This window comes from Tautonia rosea (assembly GCF_012958305.1).
Lineage (GTDB): Bacteria > Planctomycetota > Planctomycetia > Isosphaerales > Isosphaeraceae > Tautonia > Tautonia rosea.
In genome coordinates this window covers 106,733-130,984 of record NZ_JABBYO010000018.1, presented here as the reverse complement: position 1 = coordinate 130,984, position 24,252 = coordinate 106,733, and the positions used below count along the sequence as shown (strand labels likewise).

Here is a 24,252-nt window from a genome sequence, read left to right as displayed (position 1 = left end):
GGCGTCGCTGGCGCTGAAGGAGCGATTGTCCGAGGAGCACCCCGAGGTCCCCGACTACCGCACCAGCCTGGCCAACAGCCACCACAACCTGGGCGCCCTCTACAGGGCCACCGGCCGGATGGCGGAGGCCGAGGCGTCGTACCAGGCGGCGCTGACGCTTCAGGAGCGATTGTCCGAGGAGCACCCCGAGGTCCTCGTCAACCTCCTCTCCTCGTATTCGGGACGGGCCACCGCGCTCGATCAACTAGGTCGCCATGCGGAAGCCGCCGAGGACTGGGGACGGGCGCTCGAGGTGGATGACGGCTCGTTCACCGAGATGTTTCGAAGCAATCGATTCCGTTCGCTCACAAAGGCCGGTGCGATCGACGTCGCGGCCGACGAAATCCTCAGCGCCTTCGAACGTGTCCGGGCTGGGGGCGAGGACGACCCCGGACCCCTTATTGGCGTCCTCGTGGGAAACGATCCCCTGTTCGACCGGGTCGCGACGGTCGAGTTCATCGAACAACTTGTGCGGTGGGAAGAATCCCAGCCCGGGGCCGATCTCCAGGCACGGATCGACAGATACCTCGGCCTGGCCCGGGGGCTTCGCAACCGGGGACGAACCGAGGAGGCCGAGACGCTGCTCGCTCTTGTTCTGGATCGGGCCGAGGAGCCGTGGCAGCTCGAATCGGCCCGGCTCCTGCGGGCCAATCGCTTCGGCCCAGGGCGGCCGGATGACCCCGAGGCGCCCCCCTCGGTCCCGATGACGATCGAGGCTCCCTTCCGCGCCGCCTCGCCGATCGCCGACGGCCGGATCGAGCCGGGGGAATACTGGACGGGCACGACCATCACGTTCGACTCGGAGAGCAACCCGGGGCGGCTCCTGAACCTGGTCAACGCCCCCTCCACCACGACCGGTTGGTTCCCGTACCTCATCAAGTCCGACCCGGCCGACCTGAGCTACACGCTGCACGCGGCCCACTCGACCGACTCGCTTTTCCTCGCCTTCAAGGTCCGTGACCAGTTCATCGACGATCAGGAGGTCGACGCCGCGGCCCCGTTCTTCAATGACGACGTCGAGTTGTTCCTCAATGGCGACCTGGTCGCCAACGACCTGATTCCCGAGATGGCCTTCGACTCGCGCGGCAACCGCGAGGGGTTCCAGCTCGTCGCCGACGTGGCGGGGCGGCAGGTCACCGCGTCGACCGACTTCGGCAACGAGGACTGGTCGGTCGCAACCGCTCGGACCGAGGACGGTTACATCGTGGAATTCGAGATCCCGCTGGGGCTAATCGACACCCGAGATGGTCCCGAGGTCGTCCCGGCCTCGACGGGCTCCTTCCTGCTGATGAACGTGACCATGACGGACAACGACAAGCCCGTCTCGCAAACGACGAACTACGCGACGCTGTGGAACCCCGGAGTGGAACGCGGCTTTTCCCCGTACCTGGCCGGGGAGGATACCTGGCTCGTCGGCCTGAGCCTGACACCCAGCGAGGAAACCGCGGACAAGGCCCCCGGCTCCGAGCCTCCGCCGGAGAACGCCCCCCAATCCCCTGACGAGGACGCGACCGCGAACTAATCACACCACAGTGTCACTGAGCGCCTCCTCCCCAGCCAACGTCCCAGCGGGAGACCTCGAACGCTACGCCTTTGGGGGCAGATCGCGAAGCCACGGGGCGCCCGGTCGGAACGCCTCGCTGACCATACCCAGGCTGGGCCTTGAAGCAGCAATCAGGTCGCACGGGCCCGGTCCCAGACCTGGCCCCGGGCCACCAGCGTGTTCCTCAGCCCAGCAGCTTCCGCATGCACGCCGTCATCGCCTGCTTGAACGTCTTCCCGCGGGACACCAGCCGGGTGGAGGTGGACGTCCAGAAAATCCTCGCTGATGTCGATGCCGACGCTCTGCCCGGTGACCGCGCCCATCGTCGATGCTCCGCCCTTGTGATGCGGGCTCGAGGCCTATCCGATGGTCCGGAGACTGGGGAGGAGAAGGCAGGCGGGTCCCGGGCGAACGCACAGCCTCGAAGGCCAGGGATGTCGGAGCGGACTCCCGCCCGCGGTTCGATCGACCGGCGTCCCAGTCTGCCGGACACTCCCCTCATCCAAGGCCGATTGCGTACCACCGACACAGCAAGGAACGTGCTGTCACTGACGACTGACGGTGACGTCGTGACGAAATCCAGTGGGTTCTTCTTCACCCCGGTCGCCCCGACGTTTGTCGAGGTCGAGGGGATCGGCGTGGCGGAATTCACGGATGACATCGCGGTGTGGCTCAACACGACCATCGACAGTGGGACCAATGCGTATGCGTTTTTCGTGAATTTGACCACGGGGTTCGGGATCTTCGGCGTCGTCTCGCCGGACCTGCTCGGCTACGACCTTCGATCGGCGATCGGTCCCGTCTCGGGCACGTCGGGGCTGAACCTCGGCCTTGTGAACGGAACGACTCTCGGGGACTTCTCGATGAGTTCGGGGGCGCAAATGGCGACGTTCAGGGCGGCGACCCGGGCGGGGGTGATTCCGGAGCCGCCGAGCCTGGTCGCAGTCGGCGTCGGCCTGATCGGGCTGGCGGCGGGCCGGGCGATCGCGGCAAGGCGGCGAGAGGGAGGCGGTTTCGGTGGGTTCCTGATCGATCCGAGGCGATCCGTCACGCCCGGCCCGGCAGCCGGGCGGGCGGGCAAAGGGTTCATGAGGAACGCAGCTCGGGAGGATGGGGAATCGCCCAATTGCCTGGAAGACAGATCATCGGGGTGGCCGGGTCCGCACGGCGGCCCAGAGCGCACAGGCCACGGACCCCCGGGGGCCGCTGCGCGGACCCCGGCCACCCCAGCGGGAAGGATCCGTTTCGAACCCTTCGGGATCACTCAGCGGTGGGAGGGCGGGAGCGGCCGGAGGCGCGGAGGTGGTCGAGGAGGGAGGTCAGGTCGGCGACGATCTCGGGGTGGTCGGCGAAGCGGTTGTGTTGCTCGGAGGGGTCGGAGGCGAGGTGGTAGAGCTGGCCGGTGGGGCCGTCGGGCTCGGGGTCGAGGCGGCGGGGGAGGGAGAAGCCGCCGCTGCCGAGCATGGGGATGAGCTTCCAGGGGCCGCAGCGGACCGCGAGGACACCGCTTGAGGACTGGGTGACGAGGGTGTCGCGGATGGGCTGGTCGGGGGGCTGGCCGCGCCAGACGGGGAGGAGGTTGAAACTGTCTTCCCCGGCGTCGTCGGGGAGGTCGCGCCCGACGATCGCGGCGAAGGTGGCGAGCAGGTCGGTGAAGCTGAGGAGGGCGTCGGTGGTGGTGCCTTCGGGGGTCTGGCCGGGCCATCGGACGAGGAAGGGGATGCGGTGGCCGCCTTCCCAGGCGTCGCCCTTCATGCCGCGGAAGGGGCCGGCGGAACGATGGCCGGTGCGGTCGATGTCCTTCGAGTCCCAGACCGGGCCGTTGTCGCTGGCGAGGATGACGAGGGTGTCATCGCGACGGCCAAGGCGGTCGATCGCGTCGAGGACGCGGCCGACCTCGTGATCGACGTGCGCGACGAAGGCGCTGTAGAGTTCGGCCCCGCCGAGGTCGAGGAAGCGATCGTCGGGGAGCCAGGGGGTGTGAGGGGCGGTGAGGGCGAGGTAGAGAAAGCTGGGGTCGCCGGGGCGGTCGGCGGCGAAGCGGTCGAGGGTGGCGATGGCCTCGTCGGTGAATCGAGGGAGGACCTGCTCCATGACGAAGCCGGGGGCGATGGGGCCGGCTCGCCAGAAGGCCCCCTGGATGCGGGACCAGGGGGCGGGGCTGACGTGGTCGTCGATGGTGAGGGTCGGGGGGGCGACGACGGAGGAGTCGTTGATGTAAAAATACGGGGGGATGTCGAGCGAGGCGTGCATGCCGAAAAACGTGTCGAAGCCGCGATCGACGGGCCCGCCGGTCAGGGGTTGGTCGTAGGCGAAGTCGATGCCGCCGTCGAACCCCTGGTGCCACTTGCCGACCATGGCGGTGGTGTAGCCGGCGTCTCGGAGCAGGGAGGGGAGCGTCGGGCGGTCGGGCTCGATGATGGCCTGGCGTTGCCAATCGAGGGAAGTGCGCCAGGGGTCTCGGCCGGTGAGCAGTCCGTAGCGTGAGGGGACGCAGACGGAGCCGGGGGCGTGGGCATCGGTGAAGCGCAGGCCCTCGGCGGCGAGGCGGTCGATGCGGGGGGTGACGGTCTTCGCCTCGGGGTTGGTACAGCCGAGGTCGCCGTAGCCAAGGTCGTCAAGGAGGATCAGGACGATGTGAGGTCGGGGACGGTCCGGTGGGGAGGCCGGAATCGGTCCGTTCAGGAGGAACAGGCCGATCATCGTCAAGACGCTGCGCATCAGGCTCATCCGTGGCTCCTCGATGGATTGATAAACACATTGGAATCCGACGACATGCGCGAGTCGATTCGATCGACCGGCCGCCATGATACGTCGGGCGATCGCGTCTCGTCACCCGATGAGCTGAGCGCAACGAGAAACGCCCAGAGCCCGGGAGAACGCATCTCCTGGGGTCTGGGCGGATCGGGACGATCACGCAGAGCGATGCCGGAAGAAACCGGGGGCCTGGCTCAGTACTGGCCAGTCGCCTTCGCCGGGGCCTGAGGGGCAGGAGCCGGAGCCGGGGCAACCTTCGCCGGAGCCTGAGGGGCAGGAGCCGGAGCCGGAGCAACCTTCGCCGGGGCCTGAGGGGCAGGAGCCGGGGCCGGGGCAACCTTCGCCGGAGCCTGAGGGGCAGGAGCCGGGGCCGGAGCAACCTTCGCCGGAGCCTGAGGGGCAGGAGCCGGGGCCGGGGCAACCTTCGCCGGAGCCTGAGGGGCAGGAGCCGGAGCCGGGGCAACCTTCGCCGGAGCCTGAGGGGCAGGAGCCGGAGCCGGGGCAACCTTCGCCGGAGCCTGAGGGGCAGGAGCCGGGGCCGGAGCAACCTTCGCCGGAGCCTGAGGGGCAGGAGCCGGAGCCGGGGCAACCTTCGTCGGAGCCTGAGGGGCAGGAGCCGGAGCCGGGGCAACCTTGCTCGGAGCCTGAGGGGCAGGAGCCGGAGCCGGAGCAACCTTCGAGGGAGCCACCGGGGCCTGAGCGGCCGGGGCCGCCTTGCCGGGAGCCTGCGGGGTTGGCATCTGCTTCGACTGGGCGTGGGCCGACGAAGCAACCAGGGCGGCCGCCGCGGCGGCACCCAGAATCATTCGGAAGGACATGTGCTGCACGCTCCTCGAGTAGTTCTCAACCTGAATCACTTACCGTCGACCCGGAGCCAAATCACCACGACCCAGAGCCGAGGCCTGCTGTAGTATATAACTTCTAGAGTTTGGGCGATCCAGTGATTTTACCAAGTTTCCGGAAAATCGGTCGAATTGTCCGGTCTCGCAAGATCGATCCGTCCCGGATGTCTGGTCGAATCGGGTTCCAAATCGAGGCTACGGGACTCTTGGGGGGTTTCCCGACAAAACGAATCCGACGGATTCTCCGGCCTGGGAATACTGGGCACGTGCAGTTGACGTGCCTCACGGGGCTCTCCGCGAGGATTGACATCGTCTTGGCGTCTTGCAAGTGCGGGAACGAGGCGGCGTTACTGAGATGACGCCGCTAAGCGTTGGTAACAGGGTACGCTCACGATCATGCCGAATCCCGCCCTGCTCAGGGAGGCGTGGTCAGGTTGGTTGGACCTGGCTCCGCAATTCCCGGTGCTGGTGTTTCCGGGCGACTCGGACGGGGTCAGGGAGAGACTCCGGTTCTCGGCATGATCAGGTTCCGAGCGGAACTCAGGGGTTGCCGCCGAGCGCCCCCCCGCCGCCGAGCGACCCCCCGCCGCCGAGCGAACTACCACCGCCAAGCGGTCCTCCGCCGCCGAAGGAACTTCCGCCACCGAGGGAACTGCCACCGCCGGTGGAGCCGCCGAACGGGGTGCTGCCGATGGTCCCCATCGGCGTGCCCGAGAAGGGAGAGGAGATCGAGCCGCCACCGCCGAGCGTACCCATCGGCGTTCCGGTAAAGGGAGAGGTCGGACCTCCCGCGCCGCTACCGAGGGTGTTCATGGGTGTTCCGGAGAAGGGAGAGGGGGTGCCGTAGGTCGGGGAGAAGCCAAGGCCGAGGTTGGATCGGGAGTTGTAGGAGGGGCTCGCCTGGTTGAGCAGCGGAATGCCGATGTTGGGATCAGCGCGGCCGGGCTGGAGGCTGAAGCTCGGATTGTTGACGATGCCGTCCGCGGCGCTGGAGCCAATGCGCGGCGTGGCTCCCGGACCGGCCTGGAACCTCTGGTTCTGGAGGCTGTAGGAGATGGTCTGGTCGTAGACGATGGTCGCGCCGGTGGAGGGGTCGTAGGCGACCGATTCCAGACCGCCCTGGGGGTTGAGGTAGGTGTAGAGGCGCACGCCGGAGGCGACGGCCGCGGGTGGGACCGAGACCAGGGAGCCCGCGGTCGGGACGCGAGCCGAGATGAGGCCGGGAACCTCGGCGGCATCGGCCATTGCTCCCAGCGGGGCGGGGACGGGCATGCCGCTGTTCAGGAGGTTCGTGTTGAGTTGCATCGGATCGCCGGTCCGGGTTCCGAGGGGAGCGACCCGGGCCTGTTGCGGGGGAGGCTCGGCGGATCGGGACTGAGCCGGGGCGAAGCTCTGTGCCGAGGCCGAACTGACCATCACGACGCAGAACGGCAGAACGAGGAGCCGGCGCATGGGTCAATCCTCCGGTCGGTCCGAGGGGCAGATCGGTCGTGCGGGGCACCTGGTGACGTGATCCTGGTGACGCGCGATCGAGATCGAGGCGATTCCATCCCTCATCAAGATCATTCTAAGGGTTGCGGGTTGAGAAAGTCGATGGGCTGGGTCGTGCCGAGCGGCTCGGGATCAGGGCAGAGACGACGAGCCGATGAAATCGGGGACCGGCGCACGTTGCGTTGCGATAGGCGCGAACACATGCACAATGATGGCTCAAAAATCTCCTTTGCCCGCCCGGCTCCGAAGCGAGGAAGAGACGCCGAGGGGTGAAGATGGGGGCGGGCCTCGTCGCGCGGGGGGGATCGGCGAGGAGCGTCGAATAAAGCCTTGCTTGCATCGAAAGTTCTTGGGAGGATCGAGACACCCCCCCAAAGACTCAGGGGCATTGTTGCTCGTGACCTTCGTTCCTTTCCACGGTTGCCGGGCGTGTTCAGGCGAACCAACGCGCGTGAGAGGGAACGTCGCGGTGTCCGAACCGTCACGCTGAGTCGAGACTGAGCACTGATGAACCAATCTTCACCCTCTGCGTCGTCTTCCCGCCCGAATCGCCGCAAGGAACTGGGGAGCGATCTGCTGGCCTCGGTGGTGGTCTTCCTCGTGGCCTTGCCGCTGTGCATGGGGATTGCGATCGCGTCGGGGGCTCCCGTCGCGTCGGGCCTGATTACGGGGATTGTGGGGGGCTTGGTGGTGGGCATGCTGGCCGGGTCGCCGTTGCAGGTCAGCGGGCCGGCGGCGGGGCTGACGGTGATCGTCTACGAGGCGATCCAGCATCATGGTCTGGAGATGCTCGGCCTGCTGGTCCTGATCGCCGGCGCGGTGCAGCTGGTGGCGGGAATCATGCGGTTCGGGCAGTGGTTCCGGGCGGTCTCTCCGGCGGTGATCAAGGGGATGCTGGCGGGCATCGGCATCTTGATCTTCGCCAGCCAGTTTCACGTGATGGTCGACGACGCGCCGAAGAGCAGCGGGATTGCGAACCTGCTGACCATTCCGGAGGCGATCGAGAAGGGCATGGCCCGGCCCGACCTGGGATCGGAGGAGGAACGGGCCTTCAAGACGGAGCAACTGCGGCGGATCGGCGAGCTGCACCGCCAGCAGGAAAGCCTCTGGGAACAGACCGCGGAGCGCCTGCCCGACCACGCCACCATTGACCAGTGGAAGGCCGAATCGCCCGAACGGCACGCCGCCGAGATCGCTGCCTTGCGCGAGCTGCTCGGCGATCAGGAGGCGATCGTCAAGGAGCTTGACGCGCTCTTGCCGGTGCTGCATCGCCTGGAAACGCTGGACGGCGACCGAGACCAGATGGATGCCGTCGAGCGAGCCGCGGCCGAGGCCGTCCGACGCTCGAACGAGGCGGCTGACGACCTGCGGCTGGGCAACGAGTACGACGCATTGGCGAGTCAGAAAGCGGCGGTCGATGCGATCAGCACGCTGATCGCCAGCCTGAAGAGCCACAACCTGGCGGCGGGGGTCGGCGTGTTGACGATCCTGATCATCGTGCTCTGGGACGGCCTGGCCCCGAAACGGTGGAAGGTGGTTCCGGCAACACTGCTGGCGATCGTAGTGGTGACGACCTTGACGACGATCCTCGAGTTGCCGGTACTGTATGTCGAGGTGCCGACGAACCTGCTCGACGGCGTGAGGCTGCCGAACTGGAACGTGCTGAGCGATGCGCCGTGGTCGGCCTTGATCTCGACGGCCCTGGTAATCGCGGCGATCGCCAGTGCCGAGACGTTGCTCTGCGCCACGGCGGTGGACCAGATGCACCCGGGGCCTCGGACCCGCTACGACCGCGAGCTGACGGCGCAGGGGGTGGGCAACATGGTGTGCGGCCTGCTCGGGGCGTTACCGATGACGGGGGTGATCGTCCGAAGCTCGGCCAACATTCAGGCCGGGGGCAAGACTCGGTTGTCAGCGATCTTGCACGGGCTCTGGTTGCTGGTGTTCGTCGTCGGACTGGCGGGGTTGCTCCGCCTGATCCCGACGGCCAGCCTGGCGGCGATGCTTGTGTATATCGGCTACCGGCTGGTCGACCTGGGGGCGATTCGGAGCCTTCGGCAGTACGGCTTGAGCGAGGTGGGAATTTATGTGGCGACGGTCGTGATGATCGTCCTGACGGACCTGCTGACGGGGGTCATCGTGGGGATCCTGCTCTCCGGCCTGAAGCTGCTGTACACGTTCTCTCGCCTGGACACGAAGCTCGACATCCGCGAAGGGGGCGCGAAGGCCGTGCTGTCGCTCGACGGGGCCGCCACGTTTATCCGACTGCCGAAACTGGCCGCCGAACTGGAACGGGTACCCCGCAACGCAGAGCTGCACGTCGATCTGCAAGACCTGTCGTACATCGACCACGCCTGCCTCGATCTGCTGGCCTCGTGGGCCAGCCAGCATCAGAACGGCGGCGGGCAACTGGTGGTCGACTGGGAATCGCTGCATGCGAGGTTTCGGCGCGAGTCGAAGACCGCGCCGCCGGACCATCGGATCGCCCTGCCGAAGGACCTTGTGGGGCGATCGGCGGAGGATGTTCGGCACTGACGGAACGATCCGAGCACGCTCGCCCCACCGACCAATACGGACCGCGGCGGCAGGGTGAAGGGAGGCCGGGATAAACACGTCCCCGGCCTCCCCGGAGACCTCACGGTGACGAGGCGGGTGCCTCACCGGGGGGCGGAGCATCCATCGAGCCGGGCCGGGCGACCTGATAGACGAGGGTCGGCACCTTGCGTCGGGTGATGGCGGCGGCGACCTCGGATCGGATGTGAGCCGAGGCGAGGCCAAGGTGCTCCATTACCTGGATCGGGTTGATCTCGACGTTCGAGGCGAACGGACCGACCGTGACGAGCAACCGTGATTCGTCGGGGGCGGGCTCGACGGCCAGGACGCAGAGGTTGCGGAGCACCTCGTCATCGAGATCGCCGAGAATGACCTGCTCGACGGTTCGCTGAACCTGTGAGCAGAGCTGCATCGCCTTTCGGCTGTTGCGCGGTCCTGATCGACCGGAGGAGGAGCCCGGGGTGAAGACGTCTCTCGGATCGACCAGGCCATCCGACGGACGCCGGCCGCCTCGACGGCTTCCTGGTGATGGTTTCTTGCGCGGGGGCATGGGAAATTCCCTCTCGCGGAGGAGCATGGCACGCCCCGGAGTGACACCGGGGACCACAACAGACCGGGGGGGTTTGACGATCCGGGCCGAGGTCGATCGATCGATTGATCGCTCGTTCGTTCGTTCGGCTCGATGGTCGAGATGCCCCCCGGCGAGTCGTGCGATGCAAATGATGGGCCCTGGAAGACGGCCCGTTTCGAGCTCAGAAACGATCGGACGTGATCAGGTTCGGGGATTGCCCTGCCTTTTGGAAAGCATCTTAGCTCAAAACAAAAGGGTCAATCGACGAACCCGCGCTGCCATCGTCGCATCAGGAGCTCGGAGGAAGCAAGGCGCGAATGGTTTCGAGGCGATCGGCGTCGGCGGCGTGCTTGTCGGTCCGCCAGCGGAGAATGCGAGGGAAGCGGACGGCGATGCCGGATTTGTGACGGGTTGAGCGTTGAATGCCCTCGAAGCCGAGTTCGAATACGAGTTCGGGAGTCACGGTGCGGACCGGGCCGAACGATTCGACCATGTGGCGGCGAATCCAGGCATCGACGCGGCGGATCTCCTCGTCGGTCAGGCCGGAATAGGCCTGGGCGAAAGGGACGAGCACGCCGTCCTCATTCCAGACGCTGAAGGTGTAATCGGTGTAAAGACTGGCCCGCTTGCCCGAGCCGCGACGGGCGGAGGTGAGCACGGCATCGACGGTCATCGGCGCGATCTTCCACTTCCACCAGTCGCCCCGGACGCGGCCGACCTGGTAGATCGAGTCGAGCCGCTTGAGCATCAGGCCCTCGGCCAGGCGGTCTCGGCTGGTGGCGCGGGCCTCGGCCAGGGCGGCCCAGGAATCCCCCTGGACCGTCGGCGAGAGGATTAGGCGATGGGGGACGTTCGCCTCGGCGACGAGTTCGGCCAGTCGGGCGCGGCGGGCGCGGAGGGGATGCGACCGCACGTCCACGCCGCCGTCTTCGAGCAGGTCGAAGGCAAACAGCGCAACCGGGACGTCCTTCAAGAGCGTCTTGCCGACCGTCTTGCGGCCGATCCGCCGCTGGAGCTGGGCGAAGGGCTGCACGGCCTCGTCGCGGTAGACAAGGATCTCACCGTCGATCACGGTGCCGTCGGGGAGCATCGGCCCGAGGCCGGCCAGCTCGGGGTAGCGGTCGGTGACGAGTTCCTCGCCTCGGGTCCAGAGGAAGGTCTCTCCTGATCGCTGGATGAGCTGGCAGCGGATGCCGTCCCACTTCCACTCGCTTTGCCAGTCGGCGGGGTCGCCCAGGCTGGCCGGGCCCCCCTGCCCGGCCTCGTCGATCGGGTGGGCGAGGCAAAACGGGTACGGTCGGCTGAGGTCGGTGTCGGAGGCGTCGGGGTCGAGGAGGGATCGGAAGAAGTCGGCCGAGGGGGTCCAGTCGCCCATCAGGCGGTGGGCGACGGTGCCGGGTTCGAGTTTGCCGAGCTTCGCCAGCGCTCTCGTGACCAGTTGCGCGGAGACACCGACGCGGAAGGCCCCGCTGATGAGCTTGTTCCAGACGAAGCGCTGGGAATGGTCCATCGCCCGCCAGGCATCGAGAAGGATTTGCCGCTGGGTGTCCTCGTCGTGGTCGCGGAGTGGGAGCAGGACGGATTCGACCCAGTCGGCCAGGGGACGGTCGCTGGAGCGATCGGGGGGTGGCAGCAACAGCGCGATCGTCTCGGCGGCATCGCCGACGGCGTCGTAGCACTCGCTGAGCAGCCAGTCGGGGATCCCCGCCTCGATCGCGGCCCACTCGCGCATCTTCTTTGCCGGAACCGCCTGGCGGGGCTTGCGGCCGATGAGGAACGAGACGGCCCAGGCGGCATCGCGAGGGTCGGCCTGGGCGAAATAGGCGACGAGGGCATCGACCTTGGCGGTGGTCCTGGTCGTCTCGTCGAGCGCCGAGTAGAGGTCGGCGAAGGCTTTCATGGAGGGATCCCGTCCGAGAACGTCGAAGAACCGAGGCCATCCCAGGGCCGAGTCATTGTAGCCGATGGTCAGGGCGTCGCGTTCAGGACCATCGTGTTGCCTCCGTTCATCACGGGCCGGGCGGCGCGGTGGTCGTAGGAGGGGGGGTCTTCGAGCCCGGAACTCGTCTTCCCTGGCACGCTCGGACGGTGGCGAACCGGGTTGCAATCGCCAGATCGGGCGGAGTTGGCGGGGATTTCCAGGGTTTTCGACCCGTTCGGGCCGCCCGGCGCCTGGGGCGGAGCGATCTTGTTAGACAGGTCATGATCGGCCCAAAATGCTCGCATGACGCATTCATCAACCGTTCGTTTTCAAGATAATGTGAGTTTTTGAGTGGCAAGGGTCCGAAACCAATGTCATGCTCATGAGCTGAATATGTGGAACCCACCCCAGACGGAGCGGGCCTGCGTCCGCCCGGGAGCAGGCTTTGCGTGGCGAGGAGCCGGGCCGGGGTGAGGCGGCCGAGGAATCGGAACGGTCCGGAGCGGAGACCGGATGGCCCACTTGCGTTCGAGGATCCGCTCGCGTGAGGCCGGGAATCCGAGGTTTCTGAATCCGGTGGCCGAGAACGAGGTCTTCGTTTCCCCGTCCGTCTCCCGCCACGGTGTCGCGTCTCGGTCGAGAGCACGGGCGCCCGTCGGGGACATCAGAGGTCGTCCGAGATGGTCCAGCCCATCCCGTAACTCCTGCCACCTCGCGGTTGTTCGTGACGGCACACCTCTCAAGACCGCTCGCTTCGCGCCGGGAGGGCCGGGAGCGAAGATATGCTCAAAAGGAGCGACCATGACCAGCATTCGTCGATTCCCGGGCACATGGGCTCCCCTCGCCCCACGCAGGCGTCAGGGCCGACCACGGCGGAAGCCGATCGCGGGCATGCTGGAATTCCTGGAAGCCCGGGAACTGCTGGCGGTGTCGATCACGGAGATCGGCACTTCCCTCGACAATTTTCGGTACTCGGCCAGGGGGCCCAGTGGGCCCGTCGATCGTGACGTGCTGTCTCTGATGGGCCTGACAGCCCCGGTGGACCTCGATTTCCAGGCGAACATCGATCGCTCAATCATCCTCACGGGGGATGCTTCCGGTTCGGTCCGCGTGATCCCGACGCTCGATGCGGCCGGGAACCCCGAGGCGTTCGAGGTCGAGCTGTCGGTCGCCGGTGGGCTGCGCAACCCCCCGGGGATCACCGACGCCCGCATGGACGCCAGCATCTCGGTCTCCTTCGAGGTGAGCGCGCCCGTCCGTGCCAGGATCATTGGAGAGGTGGGGCCCAACAGCAGCCTGATGAACTTCCGGGGGGGCTACGACCCCGTCACCGAGGAATTTGACATTCTGCTCATCGCGACGGACGGTTTCCTCCGCAGCTTCGAGGAAACCACCGAGCTGGCGCCCGGAGAATACAACCTCTACATCAGCCTGAATGCCTTCATTCTCGGCAGCCCCTACGGCACATCGGGCCGGTTTACGATGGAGATCGACCCGGTGCAGCCGCCCGTCCTCGACCCGATCGGCGGGCAGGCCGTCGAGGTGGGGGAGACGCTCGAATTCTTCGCCACGGCGACCGGGGCGCCGGGTTCGACCCTCACCTACAGCCTGGGCACCGACGCCGTTGAGGGCATGGTGATCGACCCGAACACCGGGCTGTTCCGGTGGTCACCGGCCGTGGCGGGCGACTTCCCCGTCACGGTCGTCGTGACCGACGACGAGGGCCTGACCGACTCGGAGACGATCACGATCGCCGTCGACGACCCGAGGGCCTTCCGCTGGGTCAACGACGCCGGGGGGAGCTTCGACGAGCCGGCCAACTGGGACCGCAACGCGGTGCCGGGGATCCTGGACGTGGCCTACTTCCAGGTCCCCGCCGCGTACACGGTGCAGGTCGGCGACCACTTCGTGGAGCGGGTCGTCCTCGGCGGCGAGCCGTCGTCGCCCGTGCCGACGGGGATCGTGACGTTCGTGGAGTCGTTGCTGCGCGCCCAGTCGACCGACGAGACGAAGCCCGGCGTCGTGGTCGACAACGGCTGGTTCGTCCTCCAGGACGGCTCGGTGTCGAGCAACTTCGCCACAATCGGCCTGGGCGCGGCGTCGGAGGCGACCCTCACGGGCGAGACGTCGATCTTCCAGGTCGATGGCCTGCTCGTCGTCGGCGGCGGGGGGGAGGGCGAGCTGAACGTCGAGGAGAAGGCCTTCGTCAACGCCACCGAGATCCTGATCGGCAACGCCACCAACGGCGCCCCCGGCACGATGAACGTCAAGGGGCCCGAGACCGTGGTCGAGGTGGCCCTCCTCACCGTCGGGCGGACCAGCGACGGCACGCTGACGATCGAGGACGGGGCGAGGGTCGAGATCGATGCGTCCCATTTCCCCGACCTCGACGCCAACGACTTCCTGAGCACCCGGTTCGCCATCGGCGAGGAGGGCTCGCGCGGGGTCGTCATCGTCCGCGGCGTCGACGTCGCGAGCCGCACCCCCTCGACCTTGACGTGGGTCGGGGGCGGCCTCGGCGGGGTCGGGGTGAGCAACAACCCCGCGGCGCGGGGCGAGCTGCGGATCGAGGACGGGGGGCGCGTGGTCCTGACCGAGCTGCTGGGCGTGGGGGTCGGCGCAGGCACGGGGTCGATCGTCGTTCGCGGCTTTTATGACCCTGACCCGGCGATCTTCGACGACGAACTGCGCTCCACGCTGGAGGTCAACGACCTCGGCCCGTTCGGCGTCGGCTTCGGCACGCTCAACTTCGGGGCGACCGGAGGCGCGGCGAGCCTGCTGGTCGAGGATTTCGGCTACGTCAGCTCCATCAGGAGTCAAGTCGGCGCCGTGAATGGCCAGGTGGCCACGGTCACGCTGCGGTCGGGCGGCGAGTGGGAGGTCGAGGAGGAGTTGAGCGTCGGCGGGGTCGAGGGGACGACGGTCACGATCGAGGAACTCGCGGCACTCCAGGTGGGTGATCCCACCGACAGCGTTGGCGACGACGACGTCGACATCCTCAAGGAGATCCTCAAGGTTGGCGCGCCCGCCGCCCGGGGCAGCTTCGGCAGTCGGATCCACGTCAATGGCGGCGGCCTCTTCTCGGGACCGCACGTGATCCGCGTGGGAGAGCAGGGCAACGGTGAGATCCTGATCGAGAACGGTGGGCGCCTCCACGGGCCGTTCATGCTCGTCATCGGCGATTTGATCGAGGGCGCCAACATGGGCCGGGTAATCGTCCAGGGCGGATCGTCCGAGATCACGATGGACGACCCGGACGAGTTCTCGCCCATCCTCGTTCAGGATGGGGGCGAATTGCGGGTCCAGCGGGGAGGCTCGGTCTTCGCGGAAACCGTGAACGTCACCGGCCGCGAGGGGGAGCCGGCGACGCCCCTGCTGGTGATCGACCGGATCAGTTCGGGCGAGGAGAATACCCAGGTCGTCGCGCCGACCGTGCGGGTGGGCAAGCTGATCAATTACGGCCTCGAGGGCGAGGGGACCGGACGGATCGTCTTGCGGAACGGCGGGATCCTTGCGGTGCAGCCCCCCAATTTCCAGCCCGGCCTGTCGGTCCTGGATGTCAACGACGACGGCGTGCTCGACTTCCGCGGCGGCGCCGCCATCGTCGGTCCGGGCCAGGAGCTCACGCTGGGTCGCCTGCGGATCAATAGCCAGGGGGTGCTGGAAGGGGACGGCACGCTGATCGGCCCCGACCCGTCGGTCGAGGGGAGCGGCGTCGACAACTTCGCCGGTACCGTCCGACCCGGCAGCTCCCCCGGCGTGCTCAGGATCGAGGGGAACTACACCCAGGGGCCCGAGGGGACGCTGGAGATCGAGGTCGCAGGGCCGGAGGCCGGGACGCAGTACGACCAGCTCGTCGTGACCGGCAACGCCGTGATCGACGGCACTTTGCGACTTGTTTTCCTCGACGGTTATGTGCCCCAGGACGGGGAAAGCTTCACCTTCCTGGTCAGCGAAGGGATCCAGGGTGCGTTCCGCGAGGTGAGTGTCGAAGGGCTTGCGCCCGGCCAGGAGGCCTCGGTCGAGATCGGCCCGGAGGGGGGGCTGATGGTCCGCGTCGACGGAGACGGTACGCCGCCGGCAACAGTCGTCAACCTGCAACGTTATGGGTTCCACGCTCAGCCGACCCTCCTGGTGCTGAGCTTCGACCAGGCACTTGACGCGGCCAGCGCCGAGAATCGGTCGGCCTATCGCCTCATCCACCCCGGACGCGACGGCCAGGCCCAGACGGCCGATGATCGCGTCATCCCGATCCGAGACGCCCGCTACGAACCGGCGAACCGGACCGTCACCCTGCAGACGATGACTCCCCTGCCCCTGCATGCCCGGCACGTGCTGGTCGTCGACGGCGGCCCGGCGGGAGTTCGGGACACGACCGGCAACCTGCTCGACGGCGACGGCGACGGGCAGGCTGGGGGAGATCACGTCGTCGCGTTCGGGCGGGAGATCCTCGCCGGGGCGAACCGTTCGGGCCGGATGGTCCCGTTGCCGCATTTCCAGAGGACGCCGTCGCCCGTGCGGGCGAACGCCCCTGCTCCGCCGCGACCGAGTCCGGCCCTGGCGGCCTGGCTCGCGCGTCGGGCGGCCCCGGCAGACGCCACGCCGGCCATGCAATCGACGCTGTTGCGCGTGCCCCAACGCCCGTCGTGGGGACGCCCCGCACTGAGTGATTGGATCGCACGATCAGGTCAGCCGACCCTCCCTGCGGACCCCCGATCCCTCGGGCTGGCGTTGCGAGCCTGGCTTCGCCACGGGCGATAACCTGTTCCAAAGCAACAGGTTACACACCGATCGAAGGCCGTTCTGACCCGATCGAGCCCCTGGGGAACGCGGGGGCGGGACGGCCGTGTCGGTGGGAGGGGTGAACGTCCTGAACGCGTCGTCGGGGAGGTCGAAGGCGACGAGCTCCCCGATGGCTGTGCGGCTGGTCACGCTCCTGTTGAGGAGGTCGCGGCGAGCATTACGATGATTTTGTACACTCAACCCGATTGCACTGTTCGACCGATCGTATTATCGTAAAGTACGCGATGAACGGAGGGACTGAACGGGCCGGGCGTGCCCGATCGTCTGAGCACGAGGCGGATATGGCCCGAAAACGGCAATCGAATCGAGGGGCCCAGGGCGACGGAGCCGGGCGCAACGAGGTGATCGAGGTGGTTCCCCTGGCCGAGGCGACCAGGGAACGGTACCTGAATTACGCCCTGAGCGTGATCACGTCGCGGGCCTTGCCCGACGTGCGCGACGGCCTGAAGCCGGTGCAACGGCGCATTTTGTACGCAATGTGGGCCGATCTGCGGGTTTCGAGCGACAGCCGGTACGTCAAGAGTGCGGCCGTCGTGGGCGAGGTGATGAAGAGCTATCACCCGCACGGCGACCAGTCGATTTACGACGCCCAGGTGCGGATGGCGCAATCGTTCAGCCTGCGGTATCCGTTGATTGAAGGCTACGGCAACTTCGGCTCGATCGACGGCGACCCTCCGGCCGCGATGCGGTACACCGAATGCCGCTTGATGCCGATCGCCACCGAGCTGCTGAGTGAGCTGCGCGAGGGAACGGTCGATTTCCGGCCGAACTACGCCTCGACGGCCGATGAGCCGATCGTCCTGCCCGCGCAGATTCCGAACCTGCTGGTCAACGGGGCGTCGGGGATTGCCGTTGGCATGGCGACCAATATCCCGCCGCACAACCTGAAGGAGGTCTGCAACGCGCTGATCGCGCTGCTCGACAAGGATCGCGACGTGCCGGTCGAGAAGCTGCTCAAGCACATTCAAGGGCCGGACTTCCCGACCGGTGGCGTGATTTTGAACAGCGGCGACGAGATCCGGCAGATCTACGCCACCGGCCAGGGGACGATCAAGCTGCGAGGGACGTACGAAACCGATCCGAAGAACCCGAACCGGATCGTGATCACGTCGATTCCGTACGGGGTCGAAAAAGACCCTCTCGTCCTGCGGATCGGCGACCTGATTGGCCGGGGGCAGGTGCCGCAACTGACGAACGTGAAGGACCTGAGCACGGATGACATCCGGATCGTCCTGGACCTGAAGCCCGGCGCGAACGCCGATGCGGCCCTCGCGTACCTGTTCAAGAACACGCCGCTGCAGAACAACTTCAACGTCAACCTGACCTGCCTGCAGCCGGCCGCCGAGGCCGAGGTGGCCGTACCAGCCCGGCTCGATTTGAAGTCGATTCTGGTCCACTTCCTCGACTTCCGGATGCAGGTCGTGACTCGCCGGCTTCAGCACGAGCTGGACGCGGTCTTGCGACGCATTCACATCCTGGAAGGCTTTGCGATCGTCTTCAACAACCTGGATGAGGCCATCGCCATCATCCGGGCCAGCGACGGCAAGGCCGACGCCGCGCCGAAGCTGATCGAGCGGTTCGACCTCTCGGAGCTTCAGGCCGACGCGGTGCTGGAGACGAAGCTCTATCGCCTGGGCAAGCTGGAAATTCAGGACATCCTTGATGAGCTCGCCGACCGACGTGTCCGAGCCGCCGAGCTGCAGGCCTTGCTGGCCGATGAGCCGGCCCGCTGGGGGTTGATCCGGGAAGAACTGAAGGCGATTTCCCGGAAGTATGGCGACCCGCGCCGGACGATGATTGAGGGGCCGGTCGAGACGGTCGAGTTCCGCGAGGAAGATTACATTGTTGACGAGGACGCCTGGGTGATCGTCACCCGAGACGGCTGGGTGAAGCGGCAGAAGTCGTTTACCGACGTGGCGAGCATCCGCGTGAGAGATGAGGACCGCGTGGGCTGGGTCTTCCGCTGCCGGGCGCGGCAGACAATGACGATCTTCACGACCCGAGGCGTGGCCTACACGCTCCGGGTCAACGACATCGTGATGACCACCGGCCACGGCGAGCCGATCCAGCGGCAATTTGCCTTTGAGGATCAGGAGTCGATCGTCGGCGTCGTCTGTCACGACCCGAGGTGCCTGCCCTCGCCCAAGGCCCCGACGTCGAAGAACGGCAAGGCGCGGCAGGGTTATCTTGATGCCGACCTGCAGCCGGGCAGCAACGGCGACGGCCACGGCTCAAGCAACGGCGACGGCAAGACCGCTCCGCCGCCGTATGGCGTGGCGGTGACGGCCGGGGGAAAGACGTTGCGGTTCTCGCTCAGTTACGTGGCTCCCGTCTCGACCAAGAAGGGGCGCGGGATTGTTCGGCTCGATGCGAGCTACCCGGATGATGCGGTGATCGGGGTCGAGGCGTCGGACGGATCGGAGAATGTCTGCCTCGTCACGCGATCGGCCCGCATTTTGGTCTTCCCGGTCGATGAGGCGAACGTGGTTTCCGGGGTAGCCAAGGGGGTGAGCGCCATCCGGCTTGATGCCAAGGACCGCGTGCTCGGCTTCACCCTGGCCGGAGCGAAGGGAGACGGCCTGGAGGTCCGCACCAGCCGAGGAGCGGTGCAATCGCTGCGGGCGTCGAAGTATCCCGTCACCAGTCGAGGCGGTAAGGGATACGCGATCATGCAGCGCGGGTCGATCACGGAGGTTGTCTTGCCCGAAGCAACCCCGGTGCCGCCGATGGATCAGGTGGATCAGGAGCGTTCGTGAGTGGGTGGGAGACTCTGACCAATGAGCGAGGATTCGAACCCGACGGAGCCAGCGACGGTGCCACCAAAGCGAGGCGTCCGAAGGCATCACCGAACGCGGATGATCGCCTGGGCTCGACGCTCCACGATGTTCATGGACTTGGACACCAAGGATCGCGATCGTTTCGCCCGGAAGGATCACGACCACCTCGCCTCCTGTTCGTGCTGGATGTGCGGCAACCCGCGGCGATGGTTGGGAGAACGGACCCTGCAGGAACGTCGGGCCGCGATGTTCCACCCCCTCGACCCCGAAATCGACCGCTGACCTGTCCCGACCCGAGAAGGATCGAAGCCGATGGCCGTTGGAACCTATAACGCCGAATCGATCACCGTTCTGGAGGGGCTCGAAGCCGTCCGGAGACGGCCGGGCATGTACATTGGCGGAGTGGACAAGGCGGGCCTGCATCATTTGCTCTGGGAGATCGTCGATAACGCGATCGACGAGGTGATGAACGGCCACGCAACGCGGATCGTCGTGACCCTGTCGAAGAACGGCAAGACCTGCTCAGTGTCGGACAACGGGCGAGGGATTCCGATTGATGTTCATGCAAAGACCGGAAAAAGTGCGCTCGAGGTGATCTTCACTACCCTTCACGCTGGCGGCAAGTTCGACAACGACGCCTACAAGGTGGCCGGCGGCCTCCACGGGGTGGGGGCGAGCGTGGTCAACGCATTGAGCGAACGCCTGGAGGTGCAGGTCAAGCGTGACGGTCACGTCTGGACCCAGCGCTACACGCGGGGCAAGTCGCTGGGGAACGTCGAAAAGGGGGAACCGGCTCGGGGGTCGGGCACGACCGTCAGCTTCACGCCGGACCCGGAAATCTTCGTGGATGCGATCTACGATCCGAACCTGATCGCCGAGCGTCTGGAAGTCAAAACGTATTTGAACAAGGGGCTCTCGATCCAGTTCGTCGACGAGCGGGCGGGGACCTCGGTCGAGTACCGCCACGACGGCGGCGTGAGCGACTTCCTCGACGCGGTGAACAAGGGCCGCGACGATGTGCGAGTCGCCTCCTCTCCCTTCGTGCTGGAACGCGAGGAAGACGACCTGCGCCTGGAAGTCGCCCTGGCCTGGACCGAGGCGACGGATGAAGACATTCGCTCGTTCGTGAATACGATTCCCACCCGAGACGGCGGTACGCACGAGTCGGGCCTTCGGGAAGCGGTGCGGGCGGCCGTGCAGAAGTTCATCAAGGACCACGAACTGGCGAAAAAGGGGCCGGAGATCAAGGCCGAGGACATCCGCGAGGGCCTGACGGCGATTCTCTCCGTCTGCGTTCGCGAGCCGCAGTTCCAGGGGCAGACGAAGGGACGCCTGAACAACCCTGAGGTTCGCGCACTCGTCGATTCGATGGTGCGTCCCCGGCTCGAAGACTTCCTGATCAAGAACAAGAGCATCGCCGACGCGATTGTTCATCGCGTGATCCAGTCGGCCAAGGCTCGCGAGGCCAGTCGGGCCGCCGCCAGCCAGGTGCGACGGAAGACGGCGATCAGCAACCGCCTCAATCTTCCCGGCAAGCTGCACGATTGTGACAGTACCGATCCCGAGCGCTCCGAGTTGTTCATCGTCGAGGGGGACTCTGCCGGTGGCTCGGCCAAGCAAGGGCGCGACCGGCACATCCAGGCGATTCTCCCCTTACGCGGCAAGGTTCTGAACGCCGAGCAAGCGACGAAGGGGAAACTGCTCGAAAACAAGGAGCTGACCGACCTGGTCAGTGCGCTCGGCTGCGGGATCGACGAGCATTACGACCCGGCCCGTCTGCGCTACGGCAAGATTATCCTCCTGACCGATGCCGACAGCGACGGGCATCACATCGCCACCTTGTTGCTCACGTTCTTTTATCGGCACCTGCCGGACCTGATGGACGCCGGGCGGGTTTACCTGGCCTGCCCACCGCTCTACAAGGTGACTTACGGCAAGGAAAACTACTGGGCCGCCGACGACCGCGAACGTGACGCGATCCTGAACAAGCTCCCCAAGAACGCCAAGCCCACGATCACCCGCTTCAAGGGGCTGGGCGAGATGCCGGCCAAGCTTCTCTTTGAAACCACCCTCGACCCGAGCCGTCGCCGCCTGCTCCGTGTTTCGATCCCCGACGAAGACCGGCCGTACACCGATCACACCGTCTCTGACCTGATGGGCAAGGAGCCGGAGGCCCGGTTCAAGTTCATCATGGAAGAAGCGTACTCGGCGCGGGATATTGATATCTAGCGACCCGACCTCACGCAGCTCTCGACGACGATGACGATGCGTTCTTCCATCATCTCCAGGCTCCTGATGCTCGTGCTGCTCACCGGGATTGTCGTCGCATTGTTGCGTCCCGGGGCCGGGGGCTGGCTCGATCCGATCTTCACGCTCCTGCTCGGGCTCTACGCGGCGGCCATCCTCGGGGCGTTCGTGCTTCGCAAGAGTGGACGTCGGTTCATGACGGCGGCCGCGATATCCGGCTGGGGCTACCTTGGCCTGGGCCTCGGTGCCGGACTCGAAGGCCCCCACGCCTCGCTCACCCCCGACCTCCCGACGAGCCGATGGTTGACGACACTTCACGACGCAACGTATGACGACGCTTTTCTGGCGTCGCAAACGCTTCGCTTCGAATACTGCTCCTGCGTTGCGTGTGAGACGGAGTTCCGCACGAAACACCGCGAGCAATTTCTCCGAGTCGGCCACGGAGTGATCGGGGTCGTCCTCGCCTCGGCGGTCGGACTGATCACCCTCACGAGATCGATTCATTCTCGATCCGAGGAGAACCGACCGCTGTCCGGATCAGCGGGACCGCCATGAGATCAATTCCCGCTTCGCCGAAACGGAACCAAGCATGTCAACGATTACGATCTCTCTTGCCCAATGAGATAAGGTTATTCATCGAAGCCCAGGCAGCAGAGCAGGGTTGTGCCTCGGCCGGTGAGTACCCCCTGGCCCTCGTCCGAGAGGCCCAACTCCGTCAGGCGAAGGCCGGGATCGATGCGAAGCTCATCGAGGCGCTTGAAAACGGCCCGGCAACCCCAATGACTCGCGAAGATTGGGATGAACTTGAGCGAGAAGTCTGGGAACGGGATCGGCAAGAGCGTGCTGGATCGTGAAGGTCTGCAATCAAGTTCATCATGGAAGAAGCGTACTCGGCGCGGGACATTGATCTTTGATCTGCTTGAGGAACGAACACACACAATGGTCTTCGGTGATCGGGAGCAATACGATGGCCATGACAACTGTTACTCAGTACCAGTACCTTGAGCCGAGACCCGGCTCGAATTACCGCCAGCTTTTCCTCAAGGGGCGACGGATCCGCGCCGCGATTGTGTTCGAGGCCGTCCACGGCCCCGACCCTTACACCCCCGAGGAATTCGCCGACGAATTCGACGTGCCAATCGAAGCGGTTCGAGAAGCACTTGAGTATGCGAACCATCATCTCCCATTGATCGAGGCTGAACGGAACCGCGAAGCGGCCGATGTGCATGCCAGGGGCCTGGATCGCCCATCTCGGTCATGATCATTCTGGTTGACGAGAACATGGGCAGCCGTCGACTTGCCACACGACTCACGGCAGCAGGTCACGACGTGCTGCTGGCCGCAGAGGCTGGCTTACGATCGGTGTCCGATGCCAGGCTCCTGGCCTGGGCTGTCACCGAAGGCCGCCTGGTTCTCACGCGAGATCACGAAGACTTTGCCGATCTCCACGACCTCGTTCTCGCTGTCGGGGGAAGCCATCCCGGTATTCTTGTCGTGCGGTTCGACAATGATCCTCGCAACAATTTGACCGACGCAGGCATCACGTCCGCGATGACCAAACTGGAATCCTCGGGCGTGATGATCCCGAATCAGATTCATGTTCTGAACCATTGGCGATGATCGCTTACGTCTCTCCGGAGTCGACATCACCCACTTCGGCGAGCTCCGATTCTTCAGCGTCAATGCCCTCCTCTCCGACGAATCGCGTGGCAACGACCTCGGCGTCTTTGCCGTACTCGCGGAGCCAGCGGACGAGGACGGCGGAATAGCCATGCGTGGCCCAGACGGTGTCGGCCCCGGTGGCGTCGATGGCGCCGAGCAGGCCGGGCCAGTCGGCGTGGTCGGAGAGGATGAAGCCGCGATCGACGGCGCGGCGGCGACGGGTGCCCCGGATGGCCATCCAGCCGGAGGCGAAGGCCGAGGAGGAGGGGCTGAACTTGCGCGACCAGGGGGTTCCGTGGGCCGAGGGGGGGGCGATAACGATCCCCCGAGCCCAGGCGCTTCGGTTCGAGGCATGGCCGGCGTACTGGGTCGGCGGCAGGGGGACGCCCCCCTCGCGGTAGGCGGTGTTCAGCTTTTCGACCGCACCGTGGCAGAAAATGGGGCCGATGGAGGGATCAAGGCCGGAGAGCAAGCGCTGGGCCTTGCCCAGGGCATAGGCGTAGAGCAGGCAGACTTTACCCTCATCGGCGTTCTTGCGCCACCAGGCGTTGATCGCATCGAACACCTCGGACTGATCGGGCCAGCGGTAGATGGGCAGGCCGAAGGTTGATTCGGTGATGAAGACGTGGCAGCGCACAGGATCGAAGACGGAGCAGGTGGCATCGGGGCCGACCTTGTAATCTCCCGAGACGACCCAGACGTGCCCCTTGTGTTCGACCCGCACCTGGCTCGAACCGAGAATGTGGCCAGCCGGGTGGAGGGAGACGCGCACACCGTTGATCTCGGTGGATTGGCCGTAGTCCAGCGCGTCGATGATCGGCTCGTCTCCGACCCGAACGCGAAGCACGCCGGCTCCTTCACGAGTGGTGAGGTAGCGCTGCGATCCCCAACGGGCATGATCGGCATGCGCATGGGTGATCACGGCTCGATCGACCGGCGACCAGGGGTCGATGAAGAAGTCGCCGGCCGGGCAGTAGAGCCCGGCTCGCGTCAACTGAAGGACGGCTTGGGAGGGGTTCATGCCGTCGATTGTAGGCGGGCCGGCA

Annotated in this window: 20 protein-coding genes and 1 pseudogene; 12 read left to right on the top strand and 9 right to left on the bottom strand. The window is 66.2% G+C overall.

From position 1 onward, the window contains the following. The coding region (locus HG800_RS23770) for a tetratricopeptide repeat protein (RefSeq protein WP_169980260.1) at nucleotides 1-1,561 on the top strand (1,561 nt) is incomplete at its 5' end. Nucleotides 1,562-1,713: 152 nt separating this feature from the next. On the opposite strand, the gene HG800_RS23765 is transcribed toward HG800_RS23770, so the two are convergent. The 3 genes from HG800_RS23765 to HG800_RS23755 all read right to left on the bottom strand — a co-directional run bounded on the left by HG800_RS23765 (nucleotide 1,714) and on the right by HG800_RS23755 (nucleotide 4,312). After that, nucleotides 1,714-1,905, bottom strand: a complete 192-nt coding sequence (locus HG800_RS23765; protein ID WP_169980258.1) for a hypothetical protein — start codon at nucleotides 1,903-1,905, stop codon at nucleotides 1,714-1,716. 449 nt (nucleotides 1,906-2,354) lie between these two features. Next, a complete protein-coding gene (locus HG800_RS23760) occupies nucleotides 2,355-2,672 on the bottom strand; it encodes a hypothetical protein (protein ID WP_169980255.1) in 318 nt (105 codons plus the stop codon). Between the two features lie 170 nt (nucleotides 2,673-2,842). Further along, nucleotides 2,843-4,312: a sulfatase family protein gene (locus tag HG800_RS23755; RefSeq protein WP_206352424.1), complete on the bottom strand. Its 1,470-nt coding sequence runs from the start codon at nucleotides 4,310-4,312 to the stop codon at nucleotides 2,843-2,845. Nucleotides 4,313-4,357: 45 nt separating this feature from the next. On the opposite strand from HG800_RS23755, the gene HG800_RS23750 reads away from it, so the two are divergent. After that, nucleotides 4,358-4,567: a hypothetical protein gene (locus HG800_RS23750; protein ID WP_169980253.1), complete on the top strand. Its 210-nt coding sequence runs from the start codon at nucleotides 4,358-4,360 to the stop codon at nucleotides 4,565-4,567. Here HG800_RS23750 and HG800_RS23745 read toward each other — a convergent pair. Together HG800_RS23745 and HG800_RS23740 are read right to left on the bottom strand one after the other, a co-directional pair. Further along, nucleotides 4,534-5,157 (bottom strand): hypothetical protein, encoded by a 624-nt coding sequence (locus HG800_RS23745; protein WP_169980251.1) that lies wholly within the window; start codon nucleotides 5,155-5,157, stop codon nucleotides 4,534-4,536. The genes HG800_RS23750 and HG800_RS23745 overlap by 34 nt on opposite strands. Before the next feature lie 564 nt (nucleotides 5,158-5,721). After that, complete coding sequence (locus HG800_RS23740; protein ID WP_169980249.1) at nucleotides 5,722-6,633, bottom strand: hypothetical protein; 912 nt, start codon at nucleotides 6,631-6,633, stop codon at nucleotides 5,722-5,724. A 546-nt stretch (nucleotides 6,634-7,179) separates the two neighbouring features. Here HG800_RS23740 and HG800_RS28595 point away from each other — a divergent pair. Further along, nucleotides 7,180-7,698 (top strand): annotated as a pseudogene (locus tag HG800_RS28595) (SulP family inorganic anion transporter); the annotation flags it as partial. Beyond that, nucleotides 7,684-9,207: a SulP family inorganic anion transporter gene (locus HG800_RS23735; protein ID WP_449343009.1), complete on the top strand. Its 1,524-nt coding sequence runs from the start codon at nucleotides 7,684-7,686 to the stop codon at nucleotides 9,205-9,207. The pseudogene HG800_RS28595 and the gene HG800_RS23735, both read left to right, overlap by 15 nt. Before the next feature lie 100 nt (nucleotides 9,208-9,307). Here HG800_RS23735 and HG800_RS23730 read toward each other — a convergent pair whose 3' ends face one another. The 3 genes from HG800_RS23730 to HG800_RS23720 form a co-directional block, all read right to left on the bottom strand. Further along, on the bottom strand, nucleotides 9,308-9,775 hold the full coding sequence (locus HG800_RS23730; protein WP_169980245.1) for a ribosome-binding factor A: 468 nt from the start codon (nucleotides 9,773-9,775) through the stop codon (nucleotides 9,308-9,310). Between the two features lie 310 nt (nucleotides 9,776-10,085). Beyond that, a complete protein-coding gene (locus tag HG800_RS23725; RefSeq protein ID WP_169980242.1) occupies nucleotides 10,086-11,696 on the bottom strand; it encodes an ATP-dependent DNA ligase in 1,611 nt (536 codons plus the stop codon). A 68-nt stretch (nucleotides 11,697-11,764) separates the two neighbouring features. Further along, on the bottom strand, nucleotides 11,765-12,022 hold the full coding sequence (locus HG800_RS23720; protein ID WP_169980240.1) for a hypothetical protein: 258 nt from the start codon (nucleotides 12,020-12,022) through the stop codon (nucleotides 11,765-11,767). A 496-nt stretch (nucleotides 12,023-12,518) separates the two neighbouring features. On the opposite strand from HG800_RS23720, the gene HG800_RS23715 reads away from it, so the two are divergent. From HG800_RS23715 to HG800_RS23680, 8 genes are all read left to right on the top strand, one after another. Further along, nucleotides 12,519-16,478 carry a putative Ig domain-containing protein gene (locus HG800_RS23715; protein ID WP_169980238.1) on the top strand — a complete coding sequence of 1,320 codons (3,960 nt, stop codon included), beginning with the start codon at nucleotides 12,519-12,521 and terminating at the stop codon, nucleotides 16,476-16,478. 323 nt (nucleotides 16,479-16,801) lie between these two features. After that, on the top strand, nucleotides 16,802-19,276 hold the full coding sequence (locus HG800_RS23710) for a DNA gyrase/topoisomerase IV subunit A (RefSeq protein WP_169980235.1): 2,475 nt from the start codon (nucleotides 16,802-16,804) through the stop codon (nucleotides 19,274-19,276). Between the two features lie 126 nt (nucleotides 19,277-19,402). Continuing rightward, the gene (locus HG800_RS23705) at nucleotides 19,403-19,579 is read left to right on the top strand and encodes a hypothetical protein (protein ID WP_169980233.1); all 177 of its coding nucleotides are present in this window, start codon (nucleotides 19,403-19,405) and stop codon (nucleotides 19,577-19,579) included. A 30-nt stretch (nucleotides 19,580-19,609) separates the two neighbouring features. After that, nucleotides 19,610-21,526 carry a DNA gyrase/topoisomerase IV subunit B gene (locus HG800_RS23700; protein WP_169980230.1) on the top strand — a complete coding sequence of 639 codons (1,917 nt, stop codon included), beginning with the start codon at nucleotides 19,610-19,612 and terminating at the stop codon, nucleotides 21,524-21,526. A gap of 36 nt (nucleotides 21,527-21,562) precedes the next feature. Beyond that, complete coding sequence (locus HG800_RS23695) at nucleotides 21,563-22,099, top strand: hypothetical protein (RefSeq protein ID WP_169980227.1); 537 nt, start codon at nucleotides 21,563-21,565, stop codon at nucleotides 22,097-22,099. Between the two features lie 56 nt (nucleotides 22,100-22,155). After that, nucleotides 22,156-22,398: a type II toxin-antitoxin system ParD family antitoxin gene (locus HG800_RS23690; protein WP_169980225.1), complete on the top strand. Its 243-nt coding sequence runs from the start codon at nucleotides 22,156-22,158 to the stop codon at nucleotides 22,396-22,398. A 113-nt stretch (nucleotides 22,399-22,511) separates the two neighbouring features. Beyond that, nucleotides 22,512-22,805, top strand: coding sequence for a hypothetical protein (locus HG800_RS23685; RefSeq protein WP_169980222.1), 294 nt, complete (start codon nucleotides 22,512-22,514; stop codon nucleotides 22,803-22,805). Continuing rightward, a complete protein-coding gene (locus tag HG800_RS23680) occupies nucleotides 22,802-23,164 on the top strand; it encodes a DUF5615 family PIN-like protein (RefSeq protein ID WP_169980219.1) in 363 nt (120 codons plus the stop codon). Before HG800_RS23685 ends, HG800_RS23680 begins: the two co-directional genes overlap by 4 nt. A 4-nt stretch (nucleotides 23,165-23,168) precedes the next feature. Here the strand turns inward: HG800_RS23680 and HG800_RS23675 are convergent, their stop codons facing one another. Then, nucleotides 23,169-24,227, bottom strand: a complete 1,059-nt coding sequence (locus HG800_RS23675; protein ID WP_169980217.1) for a ligase-associated DNA damage response exonuclease — start codon at nucleotides 24,225-24,227, stop codon at nucleotides 23,169-23,171. Nucleotides 24,228-24,252 lie beyond the last annotated feature (25 nt).

Coding starts and splice junctions, on each gene's coding strand:
- HG800_RS23765 (WP_169980258.1), bottom strand. CDS start 1,905: ATGGGCGCGGTCACCGGGCAGAGCGTCGGCATCGACATCAGCGAGGAT.
- HG800_RS23760 (WP_169980255.1), bottom strand. CDS start 2,672: ATGAACCCTTTGCCCGCCCGCCCGGCTGCCGGGCCGGGCGTGACGGAT.
- HG800_RS23755 (WP_206352424.1), bottom strand. CDS start 4,312: ATGAGCCTGATGCGCAGCGTCTTGACGATGATCGGCCTGTTCCTCCTG.
- HG800_RS23750 (WP_169980253.1), top strand. CDS start 4,358: ATGCGCGAGTCGATTCGATCGACCGGCCGCCATGATACGTCGGGCGAT.
- HG800_RS23745 (WP_169980251.1), bottom strand. CDS start 5,157: ATGTCCTTCCGAATGATTCTGGGTGCCGCCGCGGCGGCCGCCCTGGTT.
- HG800_RS23740 (WP_169980249.1), bottom strand. CDS start 6,633: ATGCGCCGGCTCCTCGTTCTGCCGTTCTGCGTCGTGATGGTCAGTTCG.
- HG800_RS23735 (WP_449343009.1), top strand. CDS start 7,684: ATGGCCCGGCCCGACCTGGGATCGGAGGAGGAACGGGCCTTCAAGACG.
- HG800_RS23730 (WP_169980245.1), bottom strand. CDS start 9,775: ATGCCCCCGCGCAAGAAACCATCACCAGGAAGCCGTCGAGGCGGCCGG.
- HG800_RS23725 (WP_169980242.1), bottom strand. CDS start 11,696: ATGAAAGCCTTCGCCGACCTCTACTCGGCGCTCGACGAGACGACCAGG.
- HG800_RS23720 (WP_169980240.1), bottom strand. CDS start 12,022: ATGCGAGCATTTTGGGCCGATCATGACCTGTCTAACAAGATCGCTCCG.
- HG800_RS23715 (WP_169980238.1), top strand. CDS start 12,519: ATGACCAGCATTCGTCGATTCCCGGGCACATGGGCTCCCCTCGCCCCA.
- HG800_RS23710 (WP_169980235.1), top strand. CDS start 16,802: ATGGCCCGAAAACGGCAATCGAATCGAGGGGCCCAGGGCGACGGAGCC.
- HG800_RS23705 (WP_169980233.1), top strand. CDS start 19,403: ATGTTCATGGACTTGGACACCAAGGATCGCGATCGTTTCGCCCGGAAG.
- HG800_RS23700 (WP_169980230.1), top strand. CDS start 19,610: ATGGCCGTTGGAACCTATAACGCCGAATCGATCACCGTTCTGGAGGGG.
- HG800_RS23695 (WP_169980227.1), top strand. CDS start 21,563: ATGCGTTCTTCCATCATCTCCAGGCTCCTGATGCTCGTGCTGCTCACC.
- HG800_RS23685 (WP_169980222.1), top strand. CDS start 22,512: ATGGCCATGACAACTGTTACTCAGTACCAGTACCTTGAGCCGAGACCC.
- HG800_RS23680 (WP_169980219.1), top strand. CDS start 22,802: ATGATCATTCTGGTTGACGAGAACATGGGCAGCCGTCGACTTGCCACA.
- HG800_RS23675 (WP_169980217.1), bottom strand. CDS start 24,227: ATGAACCCCTCCCAAGCCGTCCTTCAGTTGACGCGAGCCGGGCTCTAC.